The 24,738-nt window shown below is 67.0% G+C and carries 23 protein-coding genes; 9 read left to right on the top strand and 14 right to left on the bottom strand.

Features of this window, described 5'->3' with window-relative positions; translation table 11 throughout:
* Positions 1-224: 224 nt before the first annotated feature.
* Positions 225-1,211, top strand: a complete 987-nt coding sequence (locus ASD71_RS05400; protein ID WP_056560769.1) for a tripartite tricarboxylate transporter substrate binding protein — start codon at positions 225-227, stop codon at positions 1,209-1,211.
* A gap of 411 nt (positions 1,212-1,622) precedes the next feature.
* Entirely contained in the window at positions 1,623-2,591 is a 969-nt protein-coding gene (locus ASD71_RS05395) for a FapA family protein (RefSeq protein WP_235512026.1), read from the top strand.
* A gap of 71 nt (positions 2,592-2,662) precedes the next feature.
* Here the strand turns inward: ASD71_RS05395 and ASD71_RS05390 are convergent, their stop codons facing one another.
* The 3 genes from ASD71_RS05390 to ASD71_RS05380 all read right to left on the bottom strand — a co-directional run bounded on the left by ASD71_RS05390 (position 2,663) and on the right by ASD71_RS05380 (position 7,934).
* Complete coding sequence (locus ASD71_RS05390; RefSeq protein WP_056560766.1) at positions 2,663-5,356, bottom strand: AAA family ATPase; 2,694 nt, start codon at positions 5,354-5,356, stop codon at positions 2,663-2,665.
* Complete coding sequence (locus tag ASD71_RS05385) at positions 5,353-6,480, bottom strand: DNA repair exonuclease (protein ID WP_056560764.1); 1,128 nt, start codon at positions 6,478-6,480, stop codon at positions 5,353-5,355. Before ASD71_RS05385 ends, ASD71_RS05390 begins: the two co-directional genes overlap by 4 nt.
* Positions 6,481-6,632: 152 nt before the next feature.
* Positions 6,633-7,934 carry a D-amino acid dehydrogenase gene (locus tag ASD71_RS05380; RefSeq protein ID WP_056560762.1) on the bottom strand — a complete coding sequence of 434 codons (1,302 nt, stop codon included), beginning with the start codon at positions 7,932-7,934 and terminating at the stop codon, positions 6,633-6,635.
* Positions 7,935-8,069: 135 nt separating this feature from the next.
* Between ASD71_RS05380 and ASD71_RS05375 the strand changes: the two genes are divergently transcribed.
* From ASD71_RS05375 to ASD71_RS05360, 4 genes are all read left to right on the top strand, one after another.
* The gene (locus tag ASD71_RS05375; protein WP_056560760.1) at positions 8,070-8,537 is read left to right on the top strand and encodes a winged helix-turn-helix transcriptional regulator; all 468 of its coding nucleotides are present in this window, start codon (positions 8,070-8,072) and stop codon (positions 8,535-8,537) included.
* Between the two features lie 149 nt (positions 8,538-8,686).
* Complete coding sequence (locus ASD71_RS05370; protein WP_056560757.1) at positions 8,687-9,460, top strand: DUF502 domain-containing protein; 774 nt, start codon at positions 8,687-8,689, stop codon at positions 9,458-9,460.
* Between the two features lie 24 nt (positions 9,461-9,484).
* Positions 9,485-9,742, top strand: coding sequence for an RNA-binding S4 domain-containing protein (locus ASD71_RS05365; protein WP_056560755.1), 258 nt, complete (start codon positions 9,485-9,487; stop codon positions 9,740-9,742).
* Between the two features lie 33 nt (positions 9,743-9,775).
* Positions 9,776-10,351 carry a restriction endonuclease gene (locus ASD71_RS05360; RefSeq protein WP_056560752.1) on the top strand — a complete coding sequence of 192 codons (576 nt, stop codon included), beginning with the start codon at positions 9,776-9,778 and terminating at the stop codon, positions 10,349-10,351.
* Between the two features lie 16 nt (positions 10,352-10,367).
* Here ASD71_RS05360 and ASD71_RS05355 read toward each other — a convergent pair whose 3' ends face one another.
* On the bottom strand, positions 10,368-10,760 hold the full coding sequence (locus tag ASD71_RS05355; RefSeq protein ID WP_056560749.1) for a nuclear transport factor 2 family protein: 393 nt from the start codon (positions 10,758-10,760) through the stop codon (positions 10,368-10,370).
* Positions 10,761-10,921: 161 nt separating this feature from the next.
* Between ASD71_RS05355 and ASD71_RS05350 the strand changes: the two genes are divergently transcribed.
* On the top strand, positions 10,922-11,314 hold the full coding sequence (locus ASD71_RS05350) for a DUF2784 domain-containing protein (protein WP_056560746.1): 393 nt from the start codon (positions 10,922-10,924) through the stop codon (positions 11,312-11,314).
* A gap of 20 nt (positions 11,315-11,334) precedes the next feature.
* Here the strand turns inward: ASD71_RS05350 and ASD71_RS05345 are convergent, their stop codons facing one another.
* The 3 genes from ASD71_RS05345 to ASD71_RS05335 all read right to left on the bottom strand — a co-directional run bounded on the left by ASD71_RS05345 (position 11,335) and on the right by ASD71_RS05335 (position 15,249).
* Positions 11,335-12,462, bottom strand: coding sequence for an acyl-CoA dehydrogenase family protein (locus ASD71_RS05345; protein ID WP_056560742.1), 1,128 nt, complete (start codon positions 12,460-12,462; stop codon positions 11,335-11,337).
* Positions 12,463-12,599: 137 nt separating this feature from the next.
* Positions 12,600-14,420, bottom strand: a complete 1,821-nt coding sequence (locus ASD71_RS05340) for a glycoside hydrolase family 15 protein (protein WP_056560739.1) — start codon at positions 14,418-14,420, stop codon at positions 12,600-12,602.
* A gap of 7 nt (positions 14,421-14,427) precedes the next feature.
* Positions 14,428-15,249, bottom strand: coding sequence for a glucose 1-dehydrogenase (locus ASD71_RS05335; RefSeq protein ID WP_056560736.1), 822 nt, complete (start codon positions 15,247-15,249; stop codon positions 14,428-14,430).
* A 228-nt stretch (positions 15,250-15,477) separates the two neighbouring features.
* Between ASD71_RS05335 and ASD71_RS05330 the strand changes: the two genes are divergently transcribed.
* Positions 15,478-16,374: an NAD(P)/FAD-dependent oxidoreductase gene (locus ASD71_RS05330; protein WP_056560732.1), complete on the top strand. Its 897-nt coding sequence runs from the start codon at positions 15,478-15,480 to the stop codon at positions 16,372-16,374.
* Positions 16,375-16,487: 113 nt separating this feature from the next.
* Positions 16,488-17,543, top strand: a complete 1,056-nt coding sequence (locus ASD71_RS05325; RefSeq protein ID WP_235512170.1) for a sensor domain-containing diguanylate cyclase — start codon at positions 16,488-16,490, stop codon at positions 17,541-17,543.
* A gap of 12 nt (positions 17,544-17,555) precedes the next feature.
* Here the strand turns inward: ASD71_RS05325 and ASD71_RS05320 are convergent, their stop codons facing one another.
* The 7 genes from ASD71_RS05320 to ASD71_RS05290 form a co-directional block, all read right to left on the bottom strand.
* Complete coding sequence (locus tag ASD71_RS05320) at positions 17,556-18,527, bottom strand: alpha/beta fold hydrolase (RefSeq protein WP_056560726.1); 972 nt, start codon at positions 18,525-18,527, stop codon at positions 17,556-17,558.
* Positions 18,528-18,678: 151 nt separating this feature from the next.
* Complete coding sequence (locus ASD71_RS05315; RefSeq protein ID WP_056560723.1) at positions 18,679-20,409, bottom strand: ABC transporter substrate-binding protein; 1,731 nt, start codon at positions 20,407-20,409, stop codon at positions 18,679-18,681.
* Positions 20,410-20,528: 119 nt separating this feature from the next.
* Entirely contained in the window at positions 20,529-20,837 is a 309-nt protein-coding gene (locus tag ASD71_RS05310; protein WP_056560720.1) for a DUF2160 domain-containing protein, read from the bottom strand.
* A 26-nt stretch (positions 20,838-20,863) separates the two neighbouring features.
* Positions 20,864-21,676: a carbohydrate ABC transporter permease gene (locus ASD71_RS05305; protein ID WP_056560717.1), complete on the bottom strand. Its 813-nt coding sequence runs from the start codon at positions 21,674-21,676 to the stop codon at positions 20,864-20,866.
* Positions 21,669-22,559, bottom strand: a complete 891-nt coding sequence (locus ASD71_RS05300; protein WP_056560714.1) for a carbohydrate ABC transporter permease — start codon at positions 22,557-22,559, stop codon at positions 21,669-21,671. The genes ASD71_RS05305 and ASD71_RS05300 overlap by 8 nt, the downstream gene beginning before the upstream one ends.
* Positions 22,556-23,644, bottom strand: coding sequence for an ABC transporter ATP-binding protein (locus tag ASD71_RS05295; RefSeq protein WP_056560711.1), 1,089 nt, complete (start codon positions 23,642-23,644; stop codon positions 22,556-22,558). Before ASD71_RS05295 ends, ASD71_RS05300 begins: the two co-directional genes overlap by 4 nt.
* On the bottom strand, positions 23,644-24,729 hold the full coding sequence (locus tag ASD71_RS05290) for an ABC transporter ATP-binding protein (RefSeq protein WP_056560708.1): 1,086 nt from the start codon (positions 24,727-24,729) through the stop codon (positions 23,644-23,646). The genes ASD71_RS05295 and ASD71_RS05290 overlap by 1 nt, the downstream gene beginning before the upstream one ends.
* Between the last annotated feature and the right edge of the window lie 9 nt (positions 24,730-24,738).

The raw sequence follows: 24,738 nt of genomic DNA, 5'->3' as shown, positions 1-24,738 counted from the left end.
CAGACTGATTTTTTCCTGTAACTTCTGTCATCTTCGGGCTTTTCTTGGGCGCACTAGAAATTTTGCGATTTCTCATGGCAGGGACAATCCCGAGTTGACCATGGGGACATACCTGTGTGGAATGCGGCCACGAGGCGTTGGCTTGCGACACCCCGGCAATGCGCGCCTCACCGAAGCTGGCCCGGCAAGATGGCCAGCTCGGAACAACAATATGGAGAAGACTCTTGAACGTGTTGTCACATGCCAAGGCCGTCCTGGCCGCCGCCATCGCCGGCGCCTGCCTGACCTCCGCTGCCCAGGCCGCAGACCCCTACCCCAATAAACCCATCCGCCTGATCGTCCCGTTTGCGGCCGGCGGCACCACCGATATCGTTGCGCGCGTCGTGGCCGAGGGCCTGGGCCGTGAACTCGGCCAGCCTGTGGTCGTGGAAAACCGCGCCGGCGGCGGCGGCTCGATCGGCGCCGATGCCCTGGTGCGCTCTGCCAACGACGGTTACACGCTGGGCGTGGCCACGGTCAGCACCATGGCCACCAATCCGGCCACGAATCCCAAGAACCCGTACAACCCGCTCAAGGACTTTACGCCCATCACCAACATGGTGAACGTGCCCAATGTCATGACGGTCAACCCCAGCGTGCCCGCCAAGACGCTGGCCGAGTTCATTACCCTGCTGAAGAACAACCCCGGCAAGTACAGCTATGCGTCGTCGGGCGCGGGCGGTATCAGCCATCTGGACGGTGAGCTCTTCAAGTCGCTGACCAAGACCGACATGGTTCACGTGCCCTACCGCGGATCGGGTCCGGCACTGAACGACGTGATCGCGGGCCAGGTGAACGTGCAGTTCGACAACCTGCCCTCGTCCATGCCGCACATCCAGGCCGGCAAGCTGCGCGCCCTGGCCGTGGCGGCGCCCAAGCGCCTGCCCGCCCTGCCGGACGTGCCGACGTTCGCCGAGGGTGGTCTGCCCGACATGGACAACATGGCGTGGTACGGCCTGGTGGCGCCGGCCGGCACGCCGCAAGCCGTCGTTGACCGCGTGCACGCCGCCGCGGTCAAGGCTTTGAAGGATCCGAAGATCGCCCAGCGCCTGGCCGACGGCGGATCGATCGTGGACGGCAACACGCCGGCCGAGTACGCCGCGCAGATCAAGCGCGAACTTGAACTGCGCCAGCGCATCGCCAAGGACCGCAACATCGTTCTGACGAACTGACCGCAGCTTGCCTCAAGGACGCCAGCCGGCGGTTGGCGTCCTTGGTTGCATCCGTCCCCGCTTGACGGCAATTGTCCGGGTGGTAGCATCTGGCCCGTGCAATCCGACATATCCTCCCTTCCCTGCGTCACCTGCGCTCTCTGCGCCCTGCGCTCAACGCTGTTGAGTTCGCAGGAGGTCGCCGCGCGTTCCGCTTACGCGCGGTCCAAGCCCGGCTAATCGCCCGCCCTTCCCCTTTCTGATTTTTTGCTCCGGCCCGTTGCCGGCTGCCTGCGCACATCCGCGCGTCCCGCAGCCTGAAACCGGTCGGCGGGCGCACTGCCGCGTGGCGGGCGCTCGTCTCCATTTCGCCGCTCGCACGCCATTTCCGGCTTGCGCGGCGGCCACGCACCGCACTTTCGATTCAGCGCCATGCAACTCACCAAGAAATTCGTCAAAGCCAAGAACCCCTGCGCGGGCGGCTACAAATGGTTCCTCCGCGATCACAACGGACAGGGGGACTACCAGGCCGTGCTCGATGCCCTGGTCGCCGACGGCCGCGTCGGCGACGCCTGCTGGCTGCTGGATCAGTTCGGCCCGACCGACGCGGTGCTGCGGTTGGATACGCTGGATGCCACTGCCATCGTGTTTGCCGGAACGTTGGAAGTCCGCATGGGCATCAACGTGGACACGGTGGTGCGCGCGGGCCGCAGCCTCATTACGGGCGGCGGCATCCGCGCCGGCGAGTCGATCGTGGCGGGTGAAAACATCACCGCCGGCGGCAACATCGCCAGCGGCGGCAACCTGCGCGCCGGCGGCGACGTCGCGGCCGACTGGGGCATCGAGATTGCGACGCGCCTGGATTGCGCCGGCAATGTGCGCGCCAGGTGGGACATCTGCGCCGGACAGGACCTGGCCGTGACGGGCCACCTGCATGCCGGCCAGGACATCAGCACGCAGGGCGCCATCAAATGCGGGCAAGGCATCAAGGCAGGCGGCGGCGTGCGCGCGGACCAGGAAATCAATGCCGGCTGCGGCATCCAGGCGGGCGGGTCCATTCAGTCGGGCGAGCATCTCGCCTGCGGGTGGGGCTTGATTGCCGGTGAGGACATTCGCGCCGAGGGCGCGATCCGGGCGGGCGAAGGCGCGCAGGCGGCCGGCGTCATCGAGGCGGGCGCGGGACACGGCGTCTACGCCGGACTGAGCGTGCGCCTGGACGCGTGGGATCTGTGCGCGCGGGTGATCGCTCAGACGCGGCCCGCGCAACTGGTAAGCGGGTATTGGGCGGGGTCGGAGGGTGCAGCGGGCGCCGACGATGGGGTTTCGGGCCAGCCGTGGAGCGGGTGGATGGATATTGGCGCGGCCGACCGCGACGGTCGCGCTGACGGCCAGCGCGGCTGAGGGCGGCCTGCTACCGCATGCGGGCAGTCAGGCTGCATGTGACGAGCAATCGCGCCAGTGAAGCCCGGCAGTTAACCAATCCTGCGCTGTTCCACCCCCATGTCGCGCCATGCCTCGCCGTGGCACGTGAACATCAGGATCTGATGCCGTGTCGCGGCGTCGAACAGTGCACGCTTCATGAAGTCGCGCCGAGCGTCGTCGGTGTGGACGAGCGCATCGTCCAACAGCAGCAAGGTGGGCCGGCCGGCCTCGCGCAGCAGATCGGCGTAAGCAAAGCGCGCCAGGATGCCCAACTGCTCGCGCGTGCCGAAGCTGAGGGCGTCCAGCGCGTCTTCGCCGTCGCCCCGCCGCAGCGCCGTGGGCAGCAGCGCATCGTCCAGGCGCAGCGCGGCGTCGGGAAAGAGCAGCGCCAGATAGTGGTTGAGCCGGCGGGCGAGCGGCGCTTGCAGGCGTTGCGTGGCGGCGGCGCGTTTGTCGGCCAGCAGCTTTTGCAGGAGGTCCAGTGCGGCGGCGCGCCGCGCGAATTCGTCGCGGCGCCGTTCAAGGCGCTCGCAGGCTGCCTGCGCTTCCGACAGGCGTTCGCCCAGGCCTTGCGCACCGGCCTGGTCCAGCTTGCCCTGCAATTGCAGGATGTCGCCGTGCCGCTTGTGTTGGGCGTCGCGTTCGATGGCGGCGGATTTTTCAAACCGCTGCACGTCCTGTTCGGCGAGTTCGGGCCGGTGTTCGGCCAGCGAGGCGCGCGCCTCGCGCACGCGCAGTTCGAGTTGGTCGTGGGCGCTGCGCACTTCGGCAAGGCGGCCGGCGCGGGCGTGGCGTTGAGCCGTGCGTTCGTCGGATTGCAACTCGGCGCCCCGGGCGGCCGCCTGCCCTTCCAGCAACTGGGCACGCGCCGTGTCTGCATCCAGCGCGCGCTGCGCGTCGGCAACGGCCTTTTCCGCCTGCGCCGCGACGGCTTCGGCCTCGCGCAGCGCCTGGATGGCGTCGGGCAGGCCGTCGTCGTTTGTGTCGACGTCGACGTCGATGCCGGAGCCACCGTCGGCGTTGGCGTCAGCAACCTGGAGGCCGTCTTCGGCTGCGTGCGCATGCGGCAGGTTGGCAAGCCGTTCCTGCAACTGCGCCAGCCGCGCCAGCGCCTCGTCGCGCTGGGTGCGCAGCGCATCCACGCCGCGAGGCGCGTGAATGGTAAGCGTCTTGCGCATGCCCTCGAGTTCGCGCTGCAACGCGGTGTAGCGCGCGTGACGCTGCTCCGCGTCGGCCAGCGTGTCGACGCCCGCTCGCTTAAGCAACGCGGCGCTCGCAGACGCCGCGCGCGCCAGTTCGCGCTGCAGGGCCGGCAGGTCTTGGCCGCCCGGCTCGATCTGCAGGCGGCCCACACCGGGCAGATCAAGGTCGGCGGCAGCCGTCAGCAGGACTTCGCCCGCGCCGCTGACGGCCTTGCCGTCCAGCAGCGCCTGCGCGCCGGCATCAAGCCGATAGCGCAAGCGCGTGGCGACCGCCTGTTGCTGCAACTGCAGGTTCCCGAGTTCGCGGCCGGCCTTGCGCAGTGCTTCGATCTCGGCATCGGAGATCTCGAGTTGGACGGCCTCGGTCCGCAACGCCGATCCTTGCTGGATCAGGTGGGTGGCCGCGACCAGGGCGCCGTCCAGGCGTTCGATTTCGGGCGTGAGCTGGGCCAATTGCCGGTCCAGGTCGCGCCGGTCGGCCAGCACTTGAAGGCGTGCCACGCGCCGGCGCGCGGCCTCGACCGCGGCGGCATGCGATTGCCGCTGCTGCAGCGCGCGCGCCAGCGGTTCCTGCATGGCCTGCACGTGGGCGTGCGCCGCGCGCGCATCGCGCAGCAGCGATTGGTAATCGGCTTCGTCTTGTTGATCGCGCCGGACCTGGTCCTGCAGCAGTGCGAGGGTTTGCGCGGCCTGCGCCTGCTCGCGTTGCAGTCCGTCGAAGGCTTCACGTTCCTTGGCCAGGGCGGCAAGGCGCGCGCGGGCCTGGACGGCCTTGGCCTCGAAATCTTTCCAGGGCTGCGCGGCCTGCGCGCGTTCGTGATCGCGCCGCAATTCGGCCAGGCGGTCGACGTCGGCGTTGAGTTGCGCCATGGCCTGCCCGCAGTCGTCGCGCTCGGTGATGGCGCGCGCGAGCGCGTCCTCGGCGTCCTTGTAGCTGCCCTTGGGGCGGCCGTTGCGGGCGTCCAGCAGCGCGGCACGCTCGGCCGATACGCGGTCAAACAGACGGTCGCCGTCTCCGGACGCCAGCTCGCCGGAGAGCTGCGTCAGCGCATCGCGCAGATGCGAGCCGGCATAGCTGGCGGCTTCGTGCAGGTTCTGGCCGTCGCCCTGGCGGATCCATAGCAGGCCCGGCACACCGGCCAGGTCAGGTTTGCTCTGGCCGCGCCCGGGAAGCTCGAAGCCCAGCAAGACGGCTAGCGCATTTTCGGCTTCTTCGCCGTCCAGCCGCTGCGCGCCGTCATCCACCACGAGTTCGCAGCGGGCTTTGGACAGGAACTGCTTTTTCAGCACGTAGGCGTGATCGGCGTGCGTGAACGCCACTTCAACGGTGGGCCGCGCGCCCGATTCGCCGCGCGGCGCCAGATCGGCGACCTTGCTGGTGCTGTAGCGTTCAAGGAAGGCGGCCCGGATGGCGGCCGCGACCGTGCTCTTGCCGGCCTCGTTGGGGCCGACAAAGAGGTTCAGGCCGTCTTGCAGCCCGTCCAGCGACAGCGGCTGGCGGAACTTGCGGAATTCTTCGAGGGCAATGCGGGAGATCTTCATTTGGCGGCTCCCGGCGTGGCGGTTTCGCGCTGGAACCGCAGCAGCAGGCGTAGGGCCTCGCTGGCCACGGCGGACTGGTCTTCGTCCGCCTGCAGCGCCTGCAATTGCGCGGCGACCTCGCCCACGTAGCCGCTGGCCCGCAGTTCGGCCAAGTCGGCTTCGTCGGGTTCCAGGCGCACGCCGGACAAGTCGGGCAGCAAGGCGCGCACCTGCGCAGCGGCCTCGGCCACCGCCTTTTGCAGCGCATCCCAGGTTTCGAGGTTGACGTGGCCCTGCACGTCCAGGCGCAGGACGTCGTCGGCCCGCAACGCCGCCATGCGTTCGCCCAGCGCCTGGGCATCGGTGGGCAGGCTTAGCGTTTCGGTCCAGGCGGACCAGCGGTACTTGCCGGTGGCAATGCGTTCGACCGCGGGTGCGGCGCCCGGGGCATCGATGCGAACGTCGAGCACGAAGCCGGGTTCGTTGCCGCGAAAGCGGTCCTGCTCCGGCGTGCCGGCATACCAGGTGCGCGCGTCGATGGACAGGCAGCCGTGCCAATCGCCCAGCGCCAGATAATCCAGGCTGGCACGGTCGGCGCGGTCGGGCGCGATGGGATTGGTGGCGTCGATTGTGTCGGGCAGGCGGCCGGCAACGCTGCCGTGGGCGAGGCCCACGCGAATGCGCCCGGCTGGCGACTCCAGCGTGTCGAAAGCCTGGGTGACGTCGTCGTAGGTATGGCGCTGCGTGAGCGGCGCGGCGAGCACGGCGAGGTTGGCATCCGGCAGGTCCACCACGCCCGTGGTGAGCGGCACGCGCACATTGGCCGGAATGCAGCCCAACTGCATGGCGCGGCTCCAGACGCTGTCGGCAAGCGCCGCGTCGTGATTGCCCGCGATCATTACCCAGGGACCGGTGTAGCCGGCCATGGCGGCGAAGAGGCGGCGGATACTGCGATCCGATACGGCCTGCGTGTCGAAGACGTCTCCGGCGACCAGCACGGCGTCCACGCGCCGTTCTGCGGCCAGGGTGGCAATGCGGGCGACGACCTCGAAACGGGCCTCGGCCAGCATGGCGGCATCGTCGGTTTCAAACTGGCCGTACTGTCGGCCGATCTGCCAGTCGGCAGTGTGCAGGAAATGGGTCATGCGGCGATTTTGGCATAAAGCAACGTGCCGTTTTGCCGGCACCGTGCTCAATTCAGCGCACGCAAAAAAAGACACGGGCCGCATCGAGGCGGCCCGTCGAGGGTGCGCCGCTGGCGGCGCGTACGCGGGATCAGGCGCAGTTCATGATCAACTCAGGCGCCCTTGCCATCCAGCACGAGTCGCTGGCGGGACGCGGCGCTGCGGTCGTAGCGCGAGAGTCCGAGCCCGTCGGTGCTGATGGCGGGGCGCTGACCCATGACGAGATCCGCGACCAGCTTGCCGGACCCGCAAGCCATGGTCCAGCCCAGCGTGCCGTGGCCGGTGTTCAGGTAGAGGTTGTTGTAGCGCGTGGCGCCGACGACCGGCGTGCTATCCGGGGTCATGGGACGCAGGCCCGTCCAGAACTCGGCCTGGGCCACGTGACCGCTGCCGGGGAACAGATCGTTGACCACCAGTTCCAGCGTCTTGCGGCGCGCGTCCTTCAGGCGCAGGTCGAAGCCGGAGAGTTCGGCCATGCCGCCCACGCGGATCCGCTGGTCAAAGCGCGTGACGGCGACCTTGTAGGTTTCGTCCAGCACCGTCGACACCGGCGCGGCGGCCTCGTCCTTCATGGGGATGGTCAGGGAATAGCCCTTGACCGGGTACACCGGCAGGTCCAGTCCAAGCGGTTCGAGGAAAGCGCGGGTGTAGCTGCCGAAGGCGGCCACATAGCGGTCGGCCGTGAGGACTTCGTTACCGACGCGCACGCCCGTGATCTGGCCGCCGGCGGTGTTCAGACCCGTGACGCTTTCTCCGAAGCGGAATTCAACGCCCAGCTCGGCCGCCATGTCGGCCAGCCGGCGGGTGAATAGCTGGCAGTCGCCGGTTTCATCGTTGGGCAGGCGCAGGCCGCCGGCGAGTTTGTGCGCCGAATTGGCCAGCGCGGGCTCGGCCGTCACAAGGCGGTGGCGATCGAGAAGTTCGTAGGGAACGCCCACCTCTTCGAGCACGGCGATGTCGCGGCGCGCGGCTTCCATCTGGGCTTCCGTGCGGAACAACTGCAGCGTGCCGCGGGTGCGTTCTTCGTAGTGAATGCCCGTGGAGGCGCGCAGTTCACGCAGGCAGTCACGGCTGTACTCGGACAGGCGGAGCATGCGTTCCTTGTTGACGGCGTAGCGGTCGGCCGAACAGTTGGCCAGCATGGCGGCCATCCATTTGAGCTGGAACAGGCTGCCGTCCAGGCGGATTGCCAGGGGCGCATGCTTTTGGAACAGCCATTTGATCGCCTTGAGCGGAATGCCGGGCGCGGCCCAGGGCGTGGAATAGCCCGGCGACACCTGCCCGGCATTGGCGTAGCTGGTCTCCTGCGCCGCGGCGGGCTGGCGGTCCAGCACGGTCACTTTGGCGCCCTGCCGGGCCAGGTAATAGGCGGTAGTGGTGCCGATGACGCCGCTGCCAAGGACGATCACATGCATGATTCTTTCCGGTATTTGGTTTTGACTAGGAATTTCGGTAGTCTATGACCCCTCTGGCAGTGAAAAGCACTGAAGATTTTGCTTCGGCAGTGGTTTTTCTCGGACCACCCTTGTTTTTCGACCGGCGAAAGTGAAATGCGCGACCTTGACCGAATTGACCTCAAAATCCTCGATATCTTGCAGCGCGAAGGCCGGATTTCGGTCACGGAACTGGCCGAGCGCGTGAGCCTGTCGGCCACCCCCTGCTCCGACCGCATCAAGCGCATGGAGCGCGAGGGCGTCATCACGGGTTACCATGCGCGCGTCAACCCGGCGGCGCTCGGCAAGAATCTGCTGGTCTTTCTGGAGATCAAGCTATCGGCCAAGTCGGGCGACGTCTTCGACAAGGTCAAGCAGGAACTGCTGTACGTGCCCGAGGTCATGGAATGCCACCTGGTGTCGGGCGAATTCGACTATCTGGTCAAGGCACGCCTGACCGAAATGAATGAATACCGCCGTCTTCTGGGCGAGATCCTCAAGCGGCTGCCCGCGTCCGCCGAATCTCACAGCTATATCGTGATGGAGGAGATCAAGGAGACGCTCTTTCTGCCGGTGGACCGCTAGCGCCTGTTCACACTAAAAGAAGGGATGCGCCCAGCCCGGCCCCTGGCCGGCGCCCGCCTTGTTACCGGAAAACCCGTCGACGGCTGCTATGCTGCGGCCCTCCCCGGCGAGCCGATGTGCTCGTCCGACCCTAATTTTTGCGTTTGCCTATGACCCGTCTCTATAAATACTTCTTCCGCGGCCTGATCACCGTCCTGCCGCTGGCGCTGACGATCTACCTGCTGTACCTCTTTCTGGCCTGGACGGAGGGCGTGGCGCTCACTTTCCTGCGCCCCTTCATCGGTGGCTTTTACGTGCCGGGCATGGGTCTGGCGCTGGGCATCCTGGGCATTCTGGCCATCGGCTACCTCGTGTCCAAGCAGCGCGTGCAGCGTTTTCTGACGCTGGTCGAGATGCCCTTCACCAACCTGCCGGTGGTCAAGAGCATCTATTCGTCGCTCAAGAGCTTTGCGGATTACTTTTCGCCCAGTTCGAAGAACACGGCGCAGCAGGTCGTTGTTCTGCGCATCCCCGGCCAGCAACTGGAGCTGGTGGGCCTGGTGACGCGCCGCGGCACCGATGGCCTGCCCGAAGGGTTTACGCAGGGCGATCGCGTCGCGGTCTACCTGCCGATGGGCTACATGATTGGCGGCTATACGGTATTTGTGCCGCAGGAATGGGTGCAGCCCATCCAGATGTCGGTCGAGGAAGCCATGCGCTCGTCGCTGATCGCCTGGATGGCGCGGGCTGAAACCGGCGGCATCCGCCCCATGCCCGCCGCCAGCCCCGACGCGTCCGCGGATACGCCCGTGGCCCAGCCGGTGACCCAGCCCGTCGCCCAACCCGCGGCCCAGTCCGCCGCCCCGTCCGCAGACCAGCCCGCCGCTGCCGGCAACCCGGCTAATCCGGTCCCTCCGCGCACCCCCGGCAACGGCCCCGCCTGACCCCGAATCCCTGACCCACGCCTCATGTCCATCATCGAATTCACGCTTGCCGAAGGCAGCCCCTACATTGAAATCAACCAGCTGCTGAAAGCGACCGGCGTCGTGGACAGCGGCGGCGCCGGCAAGATGCTGGTGGCCGACGGTCAGGTCCGCGTCGGCGGCGTGGTGGAAACGCGCAAGACGGCCAAGATCCGCGATGGCCAGATCGTGACCTGCGGCGGCGTGCGCATCGTGGTTCGCGCCTTTGCCGGCGCCCCCGACGACGACGGCGAGAGCGCCTGATTTCCTGTTGATCCCCCCACGCCGCGAGCTGCCATGAAATTCAAGATGTCCCAGAACTCCATCTTCGCCGTGCTGCTGCGCTCGCCCTGGTGGATGAGCGCCGGCGTGGCCGTGCTGCTCAGCGCCGGCGGCTTTGCCGCGCTGCCGCTGGAGTATGCCGCAATGGGTGTCTTTGCCGCGGTGCCATTCGCCGTGATTTCCATCATGGCGGCCTACAAGCAGTTGCGCGCCCCGTCCGGCGCCCGTGTGCAGGCGGTGGCCGAAACCGTTGCCGCCATGTCGTGGGCGGACTTCTCAAAGACCGTCGAAGCCGGTTTCCGGCGCGATGGCTGTGAGGTCGAGCGCCTGCAGACGCCCGGCGCCGATTTCGCGCTAAGCAAGGACGGCCACGTGGCTATCGTCAGCGCCAAGCGCTGGAAGGCGGCAAGACACGGCGTGGAACCGTTGCGCGAACTGCAGACCGTGCGCGAGAAGCGCGGCGCCCGAGAAGCCATCTATATCGCGCTGGGCGACGTGTCCGACAACGCCTTGCAATATGCCAAGGCGCAGGGCGTCTCCCTGATGACCGCCCCGGAACTGACCAAGCTGCTGCGCGACCTGAAAGTCTGAAGCCCGCCGGGCCGTTTCAGACCACCATCACCGAACTGGCCGCGATGACGCGCCACGCGCCGGACGCGGAACCCGACGCCGCATCGGGCGTCCAGGTTCGCATGAAGCGGAACGTGCCGTTGGCCGGCACGCCGTTGTAGCTGCCCGCGATGCGGGCCAGCACCGACACTACCGCGCAATCGGCGCGCGGCAGGATGCACTGATCGGACAGGTCCAGCGCGTGGATTTTCAGCAGCCCGCCGCGGTGCGCATCCAGGTCATCCTCCCGCGTGACCGTCCAGCCCATGTGATTGACGAACAGCAGGTCCGGATCCAGCAGCGCTTCCAGCGCGGCGATGTCCGAGGACAGCATGGCCTGGCGCAGCCGTTCCTCTGCGTCCTGGATGGCGGCGATGATCGAAGCGTGCATGGCGTGGGTTCCGGAAGTATCTTGGATTGAACACGCCCGCATTCTATTCGGTCATCAGGCGTCTTGCCTTGTTGCCAATGCCACGCACGCCGCATGCACGCATGCGCTTTAATGCACCTCCCGCCGATTTGCGGCGACCCTGCTATTGACGAATTTCAAAGATGACCTATCGCATCCTTGCCGACCTCGTGCTGGTCGTACATGGCCTGTTTGTCGCGTTCGTGGTGTTTGGCGGCCTGCTGACGCTGTGGAAACCGCGCATGGCGTTCTGGCATCTGCCGGCGTTGGCGTGGGGGGCGATGGTGATCGGCATGGGCTGGATCTGTCCGCTGACGCCGCTTGAAGTGTCATTGCGCGAACGCGCGGGGCAAGAAGGCTACGCGGGCGGCTTCATCGAGCACTACGTGCTGGGCATCATCTATCCCGAGGGCATCACCCGGACCACGCAGATGCTGCTGGCGGCGTTGCTGATCGTGGGGAACCTCGTCGTCTACACCGTGTGGGCACGCCGCCGGGCCGGCGTGCGCCGCGCGGCCGCAGCGGCCCGCAAATAGCGAGCCGCTGCGCGACCCGGCTACAGATTGCGGGCGATCACCAGGCGCTGGATGTCGCTGGTGCCTTCGTAGATCTGGCAGACGCGCACGTCCCGGTAGATGCGCTCGACCGGAAAGTCCTTCAGGTAGCCGTAGCCGCCCAGCGTCTGGATCGCCGCCGAACAGACCTTTTCGGCCATCTCGGACGCAAACAGCTTGGCCATGGACGCCTCGGTCAGCGCGGGCCGGCCGGCTTCGCGCAAGGCTGCGGCGTGCAGCACCATCTGGCGGGCGGCGTGGATCTGCGTCGCCATGTCCGCCAGCCGGAACGACACGGCCTGGTGTTCGATGATCGCTTTGCCGAAGGCTTGGCGGTCGCGGGCGTAGTCCCGCGCGCATTCGAAGGCCGCCCGCGCCATGCCCACCGACTGCGACGCGATGCCGATGCGCCCGCCTTCCAGATTGGACAAGGCGATCTTGTAGCCCTCGCCCTCTTCGCCCAGCCGCCAGGCGGCCGGAATGCGCATGTCCTCGAACGCAATCTGGCAGGTGTCGGACGCGTGCTGGCCGAGCTTGTCTTCCACGCGCAGCACCTTGTACCCCGGCGTGTCGGTGGGGACGATGAACGCCGAGATGCCGCGCTTGCCTGCGTCGGGGTCGGTGACCGCGAACACGATGACCGTCTGTCCGTTACGGCCGGACGTGATGAACTGCTTGGCGCCATTGAGGATGTAGTCGTCGCCGTCGCGCCGCGCGCGCGTGTGCAGGCTGCTGGCGTCGGAGCCGGCCTGCGGTTCGGTCAGCGCGAATGCGCCGATATGCTCGCCGCGCGCCAGCGGACGCAGGAACTGCGCCTTCTGGTCGTCGTTGCCGAACTTCAGGATGGGCATGCAGCCCACCGAGTTGTGCACGCTCATGATGGTGGAGCAGGCGCCGCTGCCCGCGGCGATTTCTTCCAGCGCCACCGCGTACGAGATATAGCCGCTGTCGTTGCCGTCCCAGGCCTCCGGCACCAGCATGCCGAAGAAGCCGAGCTGCGCCATCTCGGCGATGGCGTCGGCGGGATAGTGGTGTTCGCGATCCCAGCGTTCGGCGTTGGGCGCCAGGCGCTCCTGCGCAAACCGGCGCGCCATCTCCTGGACGCTTTGCTGTTCGTCGGTCAAAAGCATGGTTGTCTCTCCTGGTGCGGCGCACCGGCGGGCGAGCCGCGGCGCGCGTTTTATGTGATGTGCATGACCGGCGCCGGGCGGGCGGCGCCGTGTGATTGCGAGAATACACCCGCGCCCCCCGGCCGGGGCGCGTCCCGCTACGCCCGTGGCGCGTCCTGCTCGGCGCGCTGCTGCGCCGGCCCCATGGCGCGGCTCAGGTTATAGGCCGTGTTGACCAGGCCGATATGCGAGAATCCCTGCGGGAAGTTGCCGACCAGCCGGCGCCGCACAACGTCGTACTCTTCCGCCAGCAGCCCCAGGTCATTGCGCAGGGACAGCAGGCGGTCGAAAAGCCGCTCCGCATCGCCCAGCCGGCCCTGCATCACGTAGGCGTCCGCCAGCCAGAAACTGCAGGCCAGGAAGACGCCCTCCTCGCCCTCAAGGCCGTCGTCGGTGTCCTCGACCGAATAGCGGCGCAGCAGGCCGCCGTGCATGAGTTCGCGTTCGATCGCGTGCACGGTGCCCGCCACGCGGGGGTCGCTTGCCGGCAGAAAGCCCACCTGCGGAATCAGCAGCAGGCTCGCGTCCAGCGCCGTCGATCCGTAACTCTGCACGAAGCAGCCGCGGGTGCGGTCGTAGCCGTGCTCGCAGATGTCCTTATGGATGCGTTCGCGCAGCCGGCGCCAGGCATCCACCGGACCCTTCAAGCCCCAGCGTTCGCACGCCTTGACCGCCCGGTCGAACGCCACCCAGCACATCACCCGCGAATGCGTGAAGGCGCGCCGTTCGCCCCGGACCTCCCAGATGCCGTGGTCCAGTTCACGCCAGCGCTGCTCCAGCGGCTTGAGCAGCACGTTCTGCAAGCGCCAGGCTTCGGCCAGCGGCGCCAGGTCCGCGACGCGCGCGGCGTAGAGCGTATCGATGAGTTCGCCGTAGATGTCGAGCTGGCTTTGTCCCGCCGCGCCATTGCCCCGGCGCACCGGCTGGCTGTCCTCGTAGCCGGGCAGCCAGGGAATCTCCAGCTCGGGCAGCCAGCGATCGCCGGCAATGCCATACATGATCTGCAACTGATCGGGGTGACCGGCCACCGCGCGCAGCAGCCATTGGCGCCACGCCTCGGCCTCTTCGCGATAGCCGGCGTTGAGCAAGGCGTACAGCGTCAGCGCCGAGTCGCGCAGCCAGCAATGGCGGTAGTCCCAATTGCGGCTGCCGCCCAGCGCTTCGGGCAGCGATGTTGTCGGCGCGGCAATGATCCCGCCGGTGGGCTGGAAGGTCAGCAGTTTCAGCGTGATCAGCGAGCGCACCACCGCATCGCGGCGGCCGTCGCCCGGCCCATCCCAATGGCAGCGCTTGGCCCATTCCTGCCACCACGAGACGGTGCGGTCCATGCTTTCGACGCGGTCCGGCACGAACCGGGGCGTGCGGTGCGAGCGGTGATAGGACAGCGTGAACGGCACGACGCGGCCCGGATGCAGCGAAAACCGCGCCGTGGTCTTCATGTCGTGACCTTCGAGCTCGATGGGCGTATGCAGCTCGACCGCGTCCGGGCCCGCAATGGCGTTCAGTCCGTAATCGCGCCGGCGCACCCACGGCACGCTCTGGCCGTAGTTGAAGCGCAGGATGAGCTCCATGTCCATCTGCACGTGGCCGGACTCGCCGCGCACGATGCGCACCACGTCCACGCGCTCGTCGTCATCACTGAGCGGCATGAAGTCGTACACCAGCACCGACCCCGTGCGGGTCTCGAAGCGGGTCTCCAGCACCGCCGTATCGGGCACGTAGCGGCGCGACGTAGCCTTGATCTTGCCGTGCGGCGCGATCAGCCAGCGCCCGTGACGCTGGTCGCCCAGCAAGGCGGCAAAGCATGCGGGCGAATCGAAATGCGGCAGGCACAGCCAGTCGATCGAGCCGTCGCGCGCCACCAGCGCGGCGGACAGCATGTTGCCGATGAGTCCGTAGTCTTCCAGGGGTTTGGACATGCCGGCCTCAGCCCGCGCCGCGGAATTCGGGGTAAAGCGTCATGCCGCCGTCCACGAAGAGCGTGGTGCCGGTGACGTAGTCGGATGCATCGCTTGCCAGCCACACGGCCGCCTGGGCGATGTCCTCGGGCTCGCCGATCCGGCCGTACGGGATGAGTTCCAGCAGCTTGGCCAGCGCCTGCGGCGTGTCCCACGCCGGCTGGTTGATCGCGGTGCGGATGGCGCCGGGCGCGATGGAGTTGACGCGGATGCGGTCGGGCGCCAGCTCCTGCGCCAGCGATTTCATCAGCAGCGAAATTCCGCCCTTGGACGCCGCGTAGTTCACCTGGAACGCCCACGGGATGACTTCGTGCACCGAGCTGATGAAGAGGATGTTGCCCACGGAACGGTTCTGGCGGTCCGGGCCCGGGAGTTGCGACTTGAAAGCCCGGGCGGCCGCCCGCGCGCACAGGAAATGGCCGGTCAGGTTCACGTCGATGACCCGCTGCCAATCGGCAAGGGTCATGTCGGCGATGGGCGACGGGTGCTCGACGCCCGCGTTGTTGACCAGGATGTCCACCCGGCCGAAGTGCTGCACGGCCTGCTCGAACAGATGGTCGACGTCGGCTTCCCGGCTGATGTCAGCGGCGGCTGCGACCGCCGTGCCGCCGCTGCGCTGGATCGTTTCGACCACCGCCGCGCCCCGGGCCTGCGAGTCCCCGCCCGCCCGGTGGTTCACCACCACCCGCGCCCCCGCATCGGCCAGGCCGATCGCGGTGGCGCGTCCGATGCCTGAAGACGCGCCAGTCACCACGGCCACGCGGCCGTTCAGGTCAGTCGTGTGCTGCATGCCAGTCTCCTTGGCGGCCGGCGCGTGTGGACGGCTGCCGGTGTAGAGGAATTCAGGGTAGTCCCGCCCGGGGGACCGGCGCAACCCGGCTCCCGGCGGGGCATGTTCCAGCAAGCGGCATTCCCCGTCGCAATCGCGAAGACCGCAACAACATAAGTTGCATAAGAACGCTTGCACCCCTATCATGCAACTTATCAAGTATCGAAACCCTGCGAGAGGATCGTTCCCATGCACTACGACGTCATCATCATCGGCGGCAGCTTTGCCGGCCTTTCCGCCGCAATGCAACTGGCGCGCGCCCGCCGGCAGGTTTTGCTGGTGGATGCGGCGCGGCCCCGCAACCGCTATGCGGCCCACGCGCACGGGTTCCTAGGCCAGGACGGCGTGCCGCCGCACGAGATCGTGGCCGCCGCGCGTGCGCAACTTGCCCGCTATCCGACCGTTGCGTTTCTGGACGGCGAAGCCATTCAGGCCCTGCCGCAGGACGGCGGATTCGACGTCGTGATGACCAGCGGCCAGCAGGTGCGCGGCGCGCGCCTGATCCTGGCCACCGGCATGCGCGACGAATTGCCGCCGCTGCCCGGCCTCGAGGCACGGTGGGGCCAGACCGTGCTGCACTGCCCGTATTGCCATGGCTATGAAGTGGCTGGCAATCCGCTGGGCGTGCTGGCCGCGCATCCGATGTCGGCCCATCAGGCCATGATGCTGCCCGACTGGGGCCCGACCACGTATTTCACGCAGGGGCAGTTCGAACCGACGCCCGACGAAGCCCGGCATCTTGCCGCGCGCGGTGTCCACGTGGAGCGCACGCCCGTGGTCGCGCTGCTGGGCGAAGCGCCTGCGCTAGACGGCGTGGTGCTGGCCGATGGCCGCGAGCTGCCGCTGCGTGCACTGTTCGTCGCCAGCCGGGCGCACATGGCCAGTCCGCTTGCCGAACAGCTGGGGTGCGCGTTCGACGAAGGGCCGCTGGGCCCCGTCATCCGGGTGGACGAAATCAAGCAGACCACGGTGCCCGGCGTGTTCGCGGCGGGAGACGCGTCCACGCCGATGTCCAACGCCACGCTTGCCAGCGCATCGGGCGTCATGGCGGGCGTGTGTGCGCACCGGTCGCTGGTGATGGCATAAGCGGTCTTCAGCCTGGACCCAAGGCCGTGCATAATGGCGAGATTGGCGGCCCGGTCTCCGGCATGGAGCACGGGCCGCAAGTTCATCCGACCATGCATCCAGGAGCAGCCGTGCTGGATCCCATCCTCGCCGAACTTTCGACGACCCTGCCCGCCGCCAAGTCGGTCGAGCAACTGACCCGCCCGCTGCTGGACATGCTGGGCGCCGTCACCGGACTTGAATCCACTTACCTGACCTCGATCGACCTGAAGGCCGATCTGCAGCACGTGCGCTACGCGCGCAACGTGGGGCAACTGCAGATTCCGGAAGGCCTGTCCGTGCCCTGGGATGACACGCTGTGCAAGCGCGCACTGGACGAAGGCCGCATGTGCACCAGCGACGTCTCGCAGTGCTGGCCCGACTCGGACGCGGCCCGGCAGCTTGGCATACAGACCTACGTCAGTGCGCCCGTCCGCGCCGATGACGGCGCCCTGTACGGCACCCTGTGCGCGGCCAGCGCCCGGCGCCACGAGATCAACCCGCAGGCCGAAGCCGTGCTGAAACTGTTTTCCAGCGTGATCGCCAGCTTCATCGAGCGCGAAATGCTGGTCGAAGAGCTGCACGCCGCCAACGTCAGACTGATGTCCTATGCGCTGACCGACATGCTGACGGGCCTGCCCAACCGCCGCGCGCTTTTCGAGGCGCTGGACCGTCTGCTGGCGCGGGCCGTGCGCGAACAGGCCACCGTGCTGGTCGGTGTCATCGACCTGGATGGATTCAAGAGCATCAACGACACGTACGGCCACCAGGCGGGCGACACCTTCCTGCAGGAAACGTCGCGGCGCATCGCGGCAGCGCTGCGGGGGTCGGACATGGTGGGACGCGTGGGCGGCGACGAATTTGTCCTGATCGGGCCCGGCCCCGAGCTGACCCGCAAGCGGTCGGACGGGGGCGGCGTGACGCCGCAGGCCGAGGCCGAAGAAGCCGCGCGCGCGATGGAAGCGCGCATCCTGGCCGCCACGATGGGGCGATACAAGCTGGGCGACACCACCATTGCCTATGAAGGGGCCAGCACGGGCGTGGTGGCGCTGGATCCCGCCGGCCTGGACGCGGAGGCCGCCGTGCGGCTGGCCGATGCGCGCATGTATGAAATCAAGCATGCGCGCCGGGCTGCACGCGTCATTCACTGATCGGGCGCGCGGCTATTGCAGCCGCGCCTTGAAGAACGCCGTCACGCGAGCGTTCAACGCTTGATGGAGTGCGCTGCGGTCAACGCCCGCCTCGTCGCGGCAGATGCCGGGTAGCGCCTCGGCCTGCTCGGCCGAGCACGGCGCCAGAAACACGTAATGGCCAGCGCCAGCGGCCATCTGGTAATCCGGCGCGGCGCCCAACCCTTGGCGCACCGCCTCGACGCTGGCCGGGCTGACGCCCTCACCGCCCCGCTCCGACGCCCACAGCTGAATGGGCAGCGTGACGCGCTTGAGCGCGTCTCCCGAAAAGACATTGAGCGGATCGGCAATGACCGCCGCCTTGATGCGCGCGTCCGCCGGATATGGTTGCTGCGGCACCTTCCCGGCTGCGATGTCGCGGCACATCGGCAGCGACGGCTGGTCGGCACAGATCGCCAGCCCCGCAGCCAGATCCGGTGCCGCGCCAGCCAGCACCAGGCCCGTATACCCCCCGCGCGAAAAACCGAAGAAGCCGATCTTTTCGGCATCAAGGCTGGCCTTGTTCGGCCACACGCCCGTCATGTAGTCGATCAGCCGGCGCATTTCGCGGGGCCGGGTCGAAAAAATCGACAGATAGCCCTGCCGCGATTTGTCCTGCGCGTTGTCGCCCACGTGGTTGATCGCGGCAACCACGAAGCCTGCGTCGGCCAGCGCGGCGGCGGTGTCGTGGTGGCTGAGATACGAGCCCGCCGAGCCATGCGACATGACGATGAGCGGGTAGCGCCCGTCCGGCAACTTGCAGCCCTGCACCCCTTGAATGGCGATGCGGCCCACCTTGATCTCGCCCGCGGGCTCGGCGCACGGCGTCCAGACCGCGCCTTGCAGGCCGGGGCCGTTCTGGTCCATGGGCAGGTTCAGGCGCTGGAAGCCGGCGGCGTGCGCCGCACCGGCGGAGAGCGCCAGCACGGCGCACACCAGGGATGGGACAAGCTTGGCAAGGGGCATGCAGGACGGAATGCGGAAGATTCAAGGGCGCGCGCCGCGCGGCTGGCGAGATTGTGACACGCCCGGCCATCCGGTTTGCCTGGGCACGCAAGCCAAAAAAGAACGCCACAGGCAGCCTGTGGCGTTCATGCACGGACCGGACGGAAAGCGCTTACCGCACCTTCCCCGCCTTCCACGCCGACAGCAGCTGATCATAGGGAATCGTCTCTCCCTTGGGCTTTTCATTGGCCAGCTTCTTCCACGGCGCGTGCTGGTCCGACAGCCACTTGCTCGGATCGCTCTTGGGGTTGAGCTTGGGCGCGCACTGCGCCATGCCCGCCCGTTCAAGCCGCGCCATCACCTGATCCATTTCGTTGGCCAGGTTGTCCATGGCCGCCTGCGGGGTCTTTTCGCCGGTGACGGCAGTGGCGACGTTCTTCCACCACAATTGCGCCAGCTTCGGATAGTCCGGCACGTTGGTGCCGGTGGGCGTCCACGCGACGCGTGCCGGACTGCGGTAGAACTCGATCAGACCGCCGTAGTTGGCCGCGTTCTTGGTGAAGAACTCACTGTTGATGTCGCTGTCCCGGATGAAGGTCAGGCCGGTGATGGATTTCTTGAGCGACACCGACTTGGACGTGACGAACTGCGCATACAGCCAAGCCGCCGCCATCTTGTCGGGGTTGGTGGACTTGAAGAAGGTCCACGAGCCTACGTCCTGGTAGCCGTTCTGCATGCCGTCCTTCCAGTACGGGCCGTAAGGCGACGGCGCCATGCGCCACTTCGGCGTGCCGTCGTCGTTCACGACCGGCAGCCCCTTCTTGGTCATGTCGGCGGTGAAGGCCGTGTACCAGAAGATCTGCTGGGCGATCTGGCCCTGCGCGGGCACGGGTCCCGCTTCCGAGAAGGTCATGCCCATGGCCTGCTGCGGCGCAAACTTCTTCATCCAGTCGATGTACTTGGTCAGCGCGTACACGGCGGCCGGGCTGTTCGTGGCGCCGCCACGCGACACCGACGCGCCGACCGGCGTGCACTTGTCGTCGGCCACGCGGATCCCCCATTCGTCGACCGGCATGCCGTTGGGCAGTCCCTTGTCGGCCGCGCCCGCCATCGACAGCCACGCATCGGTGAAACGCCAGCCGAGCGACGGGTCCTTCTTGCCGTAGTCCATGTGGCCGTAGACGCGCTTGCCATCGATCTCCTTGACGTCGTTCGAGAAGAACGTGGCGATGTCTTCGTACGCCGACCAGTTGGTGGGCACGCCCAGGTCATAGCCGTACTTGGCCTTGAATTTTTCCTTCAGGTCCGGCCGCGCAAACCAGTCTGCGCGGAACCAGTACACGTTGGCGAACTGCTGGTCAGGCAGCTGATAGAGCTTGCCGTCGGGCGCCGTGGTGAACTTGGTGCCGATGAAGTCCTTCAGATCCAGGTTGGGATTGGTCCAATCCTTGCCGGCGCCTGCCATGTAGTCGGACAACGGCAGGATGGCGCCGTAACGGTAGTGGGTGCCGATCAGGTCGGAATCGGAGATCCAGCCGTCGTAGATGGACTTGCCGGACTGCATGGACGTCTGCAGCTTCTCGACGACGTCGCCTTCCTGGATGAGGTCGTGATTGACCTTGATGCCGGTGATTTCGGCAAAGGCCTTGGCCAGCACCTTGGACTCGTACTCGTGCGTGGTGATGGTCTCGGACACTACGCTGACTTCATTGACGCCCTTGGCCTTGAGCTTGGCCGCGGCGTCGATGAACCATTTCATTTCGGCCATCTGCTGTTCCTTGGACAGCGACGAAGGCTGGAACTCCGAATCGACCCACTTCTTTGCCTCCGGCTCGCCGGCCCAAGCCCCTGACGTTCCGATCAGGGCGATAGCGGCCGCCATGGCGTGCATGCGCAATTTCATGACCTGTCTCCTCGATAAGTCTTCCCCTATCGTGCTGCGGACCGCTGGCCGGGGAAGACGCTGGCCGATAGTCCTTTTCCTGACTGCCCGAAACCAACGAAGGGTCTGGCGCCCTTCTCTCACCCTTTTTTCATGATGAACGCCAGCAGCAGCATGGACAGCACGAAGCTGATCCAAACCGATGGCGGCTGATCCAGCGAAAACCACTCGACCGCCTTCTGGCCAAACCCCAGAAACGCCAGGTTGAGCCACGCCGCGGCCATGAGACCGATGAACAGCCGGTCGCCGCGCGTGGTGCGCAGGGGCAGAAACCCCTTGCGCTCCTGCGTGGGCGACTTCAGTTCCCAGATCGTCATGCCCGCCAGCATCAGCACGATGCAGCTGAAGAACACGGCGACCGGAGTGGTCCACACCATCCAGCTGAACATGGGCACGCCCTCCCTTATCCCGATCCCTACACGCGGCCCATCGCGAAGCCCTTCGCGATGTAGTGCCGCACGAACCAGATGACGATGCCGCCCGGCACGATGGTCAGCACACCCGCGGCCGCCAGCACGCCCCAATCCATGCCCGAGGCCGACACCGTCCGCGTCATGGTCGCGACGATGGGCTTGGCGTTCACCGACGTCAGCGTGCGCGCCAGCAGCAGCTCGACCCAGCTGAACATGAAGCAGAAGAACGCCGCCACGCCCACGCCCGACTTGATGAGCGGCAGGAAGATCGTCAGGAAGAAGCGCGGGAACGAGTAACCATCCACATAGGCGGTCTCGTCGATCTCGCGCGGCACGCCGGACATGAAGCCTTCCAGGATCCACACCGCCAGCGGCACGTTGAACACCAGGTGGGCCAGCGCCACCGCCAGGTGCGTGTCCATCAGGCCGAACGAGCTGTAGAGCTGGAAGAACGGCAGCAGGAACACGGCGGGTGGCGTCATGCGGTTGGTGAGCAGCCAGAAGAACACGTGCTTGTCGCCGATGAAGCGGTAGCGCGAGAACGCGTAGGCGGCGGGCAGCGCCACGGCCAGCGACACGACCGTGTTGATGACGACGTAGATCAGCGAATTGATGTAGCCGGAATACCAGGCCGGATCGGTGAAGATGGTGCGGTAGTGCTCGAACGTGAAGTCGCGCGGCCAGAGCGTCAGCGTGCTGACGATCTCGGTGTTCGACTTGAATGACATGTTCAGCATCCAGTACAGCGGCAGGATGGCGAACACCAGGTACAACGTCAGGAAGGCGGCGCGCCACCAGGTGGTTTTCTCACGCATTGCCCCGCTCCTCGTCGAAACCGCCCGTGGTGCCCGCGCGCAGCATCCAGTTGTAGAGAATGAAGCACAAGAGCAGGATGATCAGGAAGTAGATGATCGAAAACGCCGCGGCCGGCCCCAGGTCGAACTGCCCGACCGCCTTCTGCGTCAGGTACTGCGACAGGAAGGTGGTGGCGTTGCCGGGGCCGCCGCCAGTCAGCACGAACGGCTCGGTGTAGATCATGAAGCTGTCCATGAACCGCAGCAGCACCGCGATCATCAGCACGCCGCGCATCTTGGGCAGCTGGATGTACCGGAACACGGCAAAGCGCGAAGCGCCGTCGATCCGCGCGGCCTGGTAGTACGCATCCGGGATGGCGCGCAGCCCCGCGTAGCAAAGCAGCGCGACCAGCGGCGTCCAATGCCACACGTCCATGACCAGTACGGTGACCCAGGCATCGAAGTCGTTGCCCGTGTAGTTGTAGTCCACGCCCAGCCAGGACAGCGTGGCGCCGAGCAGGCCGATGTCGGTGCGGCCGAACACCTGCCAGATGGTGCCCACGACGTTCCACGGAATCAGCAGCGACAGCGCGATGATGACCAGCACGGCCGACGCGCGCCAGCCGCTGGCCGGCATCGACAGCGCGAGCAGGATGCCCAGCGGGATCTGGATAAGCAGCACCGCAAACGAAAACCCGATCTGCCGGAACAGCGCGCCGTGCAGCTCATCGTCCTGCAGCGCGGCGGCAAACCACTCCGTGCCGACAAAGACGCGGCGCTCGGGCGAGATGATGTCCTGCACCGAATAATTGACGATGGTCATCAGCGGCAGGATGGCCGAGAACGCCACGCACAGCACGACAGGCATGACCAGGAACCAGGCCCGGTGATCGGTGGGTTTCATCGGATCAGCTCCTCGTCGCGGTAGAAGCAGGTGTGGGGATTGAGCACGGTCAGCCACACCGTGGCGTCCTTGCCCCCGGCCACGACGTTGCTGCCCAGGCGGGCGCGCACCGGCGTGCCTTCAAAATCAGCCACCAGCAGCGTGTAGGTGCCCACATCCTGCACGCGTTCCACGCGCATGGGCACGGCGCCGGCTGCGCCGGCATCGGCAACCCGCAGGTATTCGGGACGCACGCCCACTTTGACGGGACCGGCGCCTTCCAGCTTGGCGGCCAGCTCGACCGGTACGCCGTCCAGCCGGTGCTGGCCCACCCTCAGCGCGCCATCGCGCCATTGGGCCGGCAGAAAGTTCATGCCCGGCGACCCGATGAAATGGCCCACGAAGGTATGCGCGGGCCGCTCGAACAGGTCGTCGGCGCTGCCCACCTGCACGGCACGGCCGCGCGCCATGACCATGACCTGGTCGGCAAAGGTCAGCGCCTCGGTCTGGTCATGGGTTACGTAGATCAGCGTGAGCTTGAACTCGTGATGGATTTCCTTGAGCTTGCGGCGCAGCTCCCACTTGAGCTGCGGGTCGATCACGGTAAGCGGCTCGTCAAAGAGAATCGCGGACACGTCGCTGCGCACCAGGCCGCGGCCCAGCGAGATCTTCTGCTTGGCATCGGCCGTCAGCCCGCTGGCCCGGCGATCGAGTACACCGGACATCTCCAGCATTTCGGCGATGCGGCCCACGCGCTCGCGGATGCGCTCGGGCGGCACGCCCCGGTTGCGCAGCGGAAACGCCAGATTCTCGGCGACCGTCATGGTGTCGTACACCACCGGAAACTGGAACACCTGGGCGATGTTGCGCGCCTGCGGGGTCTTGTCGGTGACGTCCTGCCCGTCGAACAGGATGCGTCCATGCGACGGCCGCAAGAGGCCCGACACACAATTGAGCAGCGTGGTCTTGCCGCAGCCCGAAGGCCCGAGCAGGGCATAGGCCCCGCCGTCGCGGAAGGTGAACTGCAACGGCAAAAGCGCGTAGTCGTCGTCGGACTTGGGGTGGGCGACGTACGAATGGGACAGGTCCAGCTCGATCTGCGCCATCAGGCCACCTCCCCCGCCCCCGCCGGCTGCCGGGGCGCCGCGAGCAGCGCGCCGTCCGGGCCAAAGGCGTAGGTCTGCGCGGGGTCGAAATACAGCCGCACGTGCTCGTCCAGCGTGTAGCGGTGCACGCCGGGCAATTGGGCGACCACGTCGCCTGCGGCCGTCTCGGCGTGCACGAAGGTGTCGGATCCGGAGATCTCGGCCAGCTTGACCCGGCCGGGCAGCTCGACATGGCCGGGCCGCGATTCCACATCCAGCGCGCCGGCGCGCAGGCCGGCCGTGATCTCGGCATCCCCGCCCGCCGGCAGCGCGCGATCCACCGCCACATCGCCTTGCAGCACAAAACCGCCGTTGTGACGCCGGGCGGCGAACAGGTTCATGGGCGGGTCGCTGAAGGCGCGCGCCACGCGGATCGAATTGGGGCGGTGAAAGACCTCGGCCGTGGGACCGTATTGCAGCAGTTCGCCTGCGTCGAGCACGGCGGTGTGGCCGCCCAACAACAGCGCCTCGCCCGGTTCGGTGGTGGCGTAGACCACGGTCGAGCGCCCCAGCGCGAACAATTCCGACAGTTCGTCGCGCAACTCCTCGCGCAGCTTGTAGTCCAGATTGACCAGCGGCTCGTCCAGGAGGATCAGGGGGGCATCCTTGACCAGCGCCCGCGCCAGCGCCACCCGCTGCTGCTGCCCGCCCGACAGCTCGGACGGATAGCGCTCCAGCAGATGGTCGATGTGCAGCCGCGCCGCCATGGCGTGGACCTTTTCACGCGTGTCGCGCTCGCCGCGCAGCTTGAGCGGCGAGGCGATGTTGTCGTAGACCGACATGGACGGATAGTTGATGAACTGCTGGTAGACCATCGCCACGTTGCGCTGGCGGACCGGCACGCCGGTGACGTCGGCGCCATCGGCCAGCACGCGGCCTTCGGAGGGCCGGTCCAGCCCGGCCATGATGCGCATCAATGAGGTCTTGCCGGCCAGGGTGGCCCCCAGCAGGACGGTCATGGCGCCCGGAACCGGGGCCAGGCTCATGGGATACAGGTGCATCTGCGAGCCGGCCCGCAAAGCTATCCCGTCCAAGGTCAGCTGCATCTAGTCTCC

The organism is Achromobacter sp. Root565 (assembly GCF_001427425.1).
GTDB lineage: Bacteria > Pseudomonadota > Gammaproteobacteria > Burkholderiales > Burkholderiaceae_B > Achromobacter > Achromobacter spanius_D.
Note: the sequence above shows the minus strand (reverse complement) of the source record. Positions and strands in the feature narration are given on the sequence as shown.

Bases quoted from the DNA above. Each gene is read 5' to 3' on its own strand.
- ASD71_RS05395 (WP_235512026.1), top strand. From the start codon at position 1,623: ATGCAACTCACCAAGAAATTCGTCAAAGCCAAGAACCCCTGCGCGGGC.
- ASD71_RS05390 (WP_056560766.1), bottom strand. From the start codon at position 5,356: ATGAAGATCTCCCGCATTGCCCTCGAAGAATTCCGCAAGTTCCGCCAG.
- ASD71_RS05385 (WP_056560764.1), bottom strand. From the start codon at position 6,480: ATGACCCATTTCCTGCACACTGCCGACTGGCAGATCGGCCGACAGTAC.
- ASD71_RS05380 (WP_056560762.1), bottom strand. From the start codon at position 7,934: ATGCATGTGATCGTCCTTGGCAGCGGCGTCATCGGCACCACTACCGCC.
- ASD71_RS05375 (WP_056560760.1), top strand. From the start codon at position 8,070: ATGCGCGACCTTGACCGAATTGACCTCAAAATCCTCGATATCTTGCAG.
- ASD71_RS05370 (WP_056560757.1), top strand. From the start codon at position 8,687: ATGACCCGTCTCTATAAATACTTCTTCCGCGGCCTGATCACCGTCCTG.
- ASD71_RS05365 (WP_056560755.1), top strand. From the start codon at position 9,485: ATGTCCATCATCGAATTCACGCTTGCCGAAGGCAGCCCCTACATTGAA.
- ASD71_RS05360 (WP_056560752.1), top strand. From the start codon at position 9,776: ATGAAATTCAAGATGTCCCAGAACTCCATCTTCGCCGTGCTGCTGCGC.
- ASD71_RS05355 (WP_056560749.1), bottom strand. From the start codon at position 10,760: ATGCACGCTTCGATCATCGCCGCCATCCAGGACGCAGAGGAACGGCTG.
- ASD71_RS05350 (WP_056560746.1), top strand. From the start codon at position 10,922: ATGACCTATCGCATCCTTGCCGACCTCGTGCTGGTCGTACATGGCCTG.
- ASD71_RS05345 (WP_056560742.1), bottom strand. From the start codon at position 12,462: ATGCTTTTGACCGACGAACAGCAAAGCGTCCAGGAGATGGCGCGCCGG.
- ASD71_RS05340 (WP_056560739.1), bottom strand. From the start codon at position 14,420: ATGTCCAAACCCCTGGAAGACTACGGACTCATCGGCAACATGCTGTCC.
- ASD71_RS05335 (WP_056560736.1), bottom strand. From the start codon at position 15,249: ATGCAGCACACGACTGACCTGAACGGCCGCGTGGCCGTGGTGACTGGC.
- ASD71_RS05330 (WP_056560732.1), top strand. From the start codon at position 15,478: ATGCACTACGACGTCATCATCATCGGCGGCAGCTTTGCCGGCCTTTCC.
- ASD71_RS05320 (WP_056560726.1), bottom strand. From the start codon at position 18,527: ATGCCCCTTGCCAAGCTTGTCCCATCCCTGGTGTGCGCCGTGCTGGCG.
- ASD71_RS05315 (WP_056560723.1), bottom strand. From the start codon at position 20,409: ATGAAATTGCGCATGCACGCCATGGCGGCCGCTATCGCCCTGATCGGA.
- ASD71_RS05310 (WP_056560720.1), bottom strand. From the start codon at position 20,837: ATGTTCAGCTGGATGGTGTGGACCACTCCGGTCGCCGTGTTCTTCAGC.
- ASD71_RS05305 (WP_056560717.1), bottom strand. From the start codon at position 21,676: ATGCGTGAGAAAACCACCTGGTGGCGCGCCGCCTTCCTGACGTTGTAC.
- ASD71_RS05300 (WP_056560714.1), bottom strand. From the start codon at position 22,559: ATGAAACCCACCGATCACCGGGCCTGGTTCCTGGTCATGCCTGTCGTG.
- ASD71_RS05295 (WP_056560711.1), bottom strand. From the start codon at position 23,644: ATGGCGCAGATCGAGCTGGACCTGTCCCATTCGTACGTCGCCCACCCC.
- ASD71_RS05290 (WP_056560708.1), bottom strand. From the start codon at position 24,729: ATGCAGCTGACCTTGGACGGGATAGCTTTGCGGGCCGGCTCGCAGATG.